This window comes from Paracoccus sp. FO-3 (assembly GCF_006386455.1).
In the GTDB taxonomy this organism is placed as follows: Bacteria; Pseudomonadota; Alphaproteobacteria; order Rhodobacterales; family Rhodobacteraceae; genus Paracoccus; species Paracoccus versutus.
Genome location: NZ_VCBQ01000296.1, coordinates 1 through 613 on the forward strand (window position 1 = coordinate 1; position 613 = coordinate 613).

1 protein-coding gene is annotated in these 613 nt (G+C 61.3%); it reads left to right on the plus strand.

Annotated features, from left to right (window positions below):
* A partial coding sequence (locus tag FE811_RS27080; protein ID WP_140849603.1) for a hypothetical protein occupies positions 1-343 on the plus strand: 343 nt, incomplete at its 5' end.
* Between the last annotated feature and the right edge of the window lie 270 nt (positions 344-613).

The following is a 613-nucleotide window of genomic DNA, read 5'->3' on the forward strand; positions in this document are numbered from 1 at the left end:
GATCGATGCGGCGCAGGCCTGCGCGCTCTTGCGCATCGAAACGGATGATCCGGAAGGAATCATGCAGGCCATGGTCCGCGATGATGCCATCATTGCACTGGTTCACAACGGCAGGACCATGTTCCCGCGGTTTCAGTTAGACTTGGCGAACTGCCTTGTCTTTGCTGTCGTCCGTGACATCCTGAAGCTCAGGCCGGTTCATATCAGCAACCTGAGGCTCTGCTATTGGCTGACCCGCGCCCACATCGATTTCGGCTGTGCCCCGGCGCAACGGTTCGGGAAAGATGACGCGGCAGTTGTCGCGGCATTCGGGCGATATATCGAGCCTGAGCGTCATGGGTAACTTTGACAAGGCCGAGAAACCCCGCATCCCGATGCCCGAAATGATCGCCAGACAGGCGATCAGGATCAGCTATGCGGCCAGGGCGAGGAGGCTCATTATGCTTGCTCCGGCCGGAAGCGCAGCAGGCGCAGGGCATTCAGCGTCACCAGCACGGTGGCGCCGGTATCGGCCAGGATCGCGATCCACAGCCCGGTGATGCCGAGGANCGCAACGTTCTGACGGATATTGCCCATCGTCGCCCGTGCCAGCCGGATCAGCGCCGGAACGTCC